We start from the raw sequence: 668 nt of genomic DNA, 5'->3' as shown, positions 1-668 counted from the left end.
GGCCGGCTCGGTGTGCCGGTGCTCACGCTGGTGGACACCCCGGGCGCGGCCAACGACGCCGAGGCCGAACGTTCCGGCGCCGGTGGCGCACTCGCCGAGTGCTTCGCCGCCGTCGCCGAGTCGCCCGTGCCGGTGACCACCCTGGTGGTGGGCGAAGGCGGCTCGGGAGGCGCGCTCGCCCTCGCTGCGCCGGGCAACACCTGGGTGGCGCCGGACAGTTACTTCTCCGTCATCGCCCCCGAACTGGCGGCGGCCATTCTCAAGCGCGGTCCTGAGCAGGTGCGGGACACCGCCGACCAGCTGCGCATCCGGCCTCAGGACCTGGTCGAACTGGGCATGGCCCGCGGCGTGGTGGCGGCTGCCGACCCGGGCGGCCCGGCCAGTTCGGAGAGTCGCCGGTAGGAGTCGAGCCGGTCGGCCGGGTCGTGGGTGGCGAGCGTGACGAGGAACTCGTCGGCCCCCGTCCGGTCGGCCAGCGCGGCCAGCTCGGCGGCCACCTGCGGCCCGGTGCCGTGCACCTGGGAGGCCCGGGCCTCCGCGAGGTAGCGCAGCTCGCGCGGGCCGGCTGTTGCCACCGGTACGTCGGCGGCCGGCAGCAGGGGACCGAAGCTGCCCGTGATGCGGGACCTCGCCACCGACCACGCCTCGGGCAGCTGCCGCGCGGCGGC

At 76.3% G+C, this 668-nt stretch carries 1 protein-coding gene and 1 pseudogene; one reads left to right on the top strand and one right to left on the bottom strand.

Going from position 1 to position 668, the window contains the following annotated elements:
• Positions 1 to 402, top strand: a 402-nt coding sequence (locus tag ACYVE9_RS29750; RefSeq protein ID WP_461030969.1) for a carboxyl transferase domain-containing protein, incomplete at its 5' end; no start/stop codon positions are given.
• On the opposite strand, the pseudogene ACYVE9_RS29745 reads toward ACYVE9_RS29750, so the two are convergent.
• Positions 315 to 668 (bottom strand): annotated as a pseudogene (locus ACYVE9_RS29745) (hypothetical protein); the annotation flags it as partial. The gene ACYVE9_RS29750 and the pseudogene ACYVE9_RS29745 sit on opposite strands and share 88 nt — an antisense overlap.

The sequence above is a fragment of the Streptomyces sparsus genome (assembly GCF_054776295.1).
The sequence above is the reverse complement of the archived record's forward strand: the minus strand, read 5'-3'. Positions and strand labels throughout refer to the sequence as shown.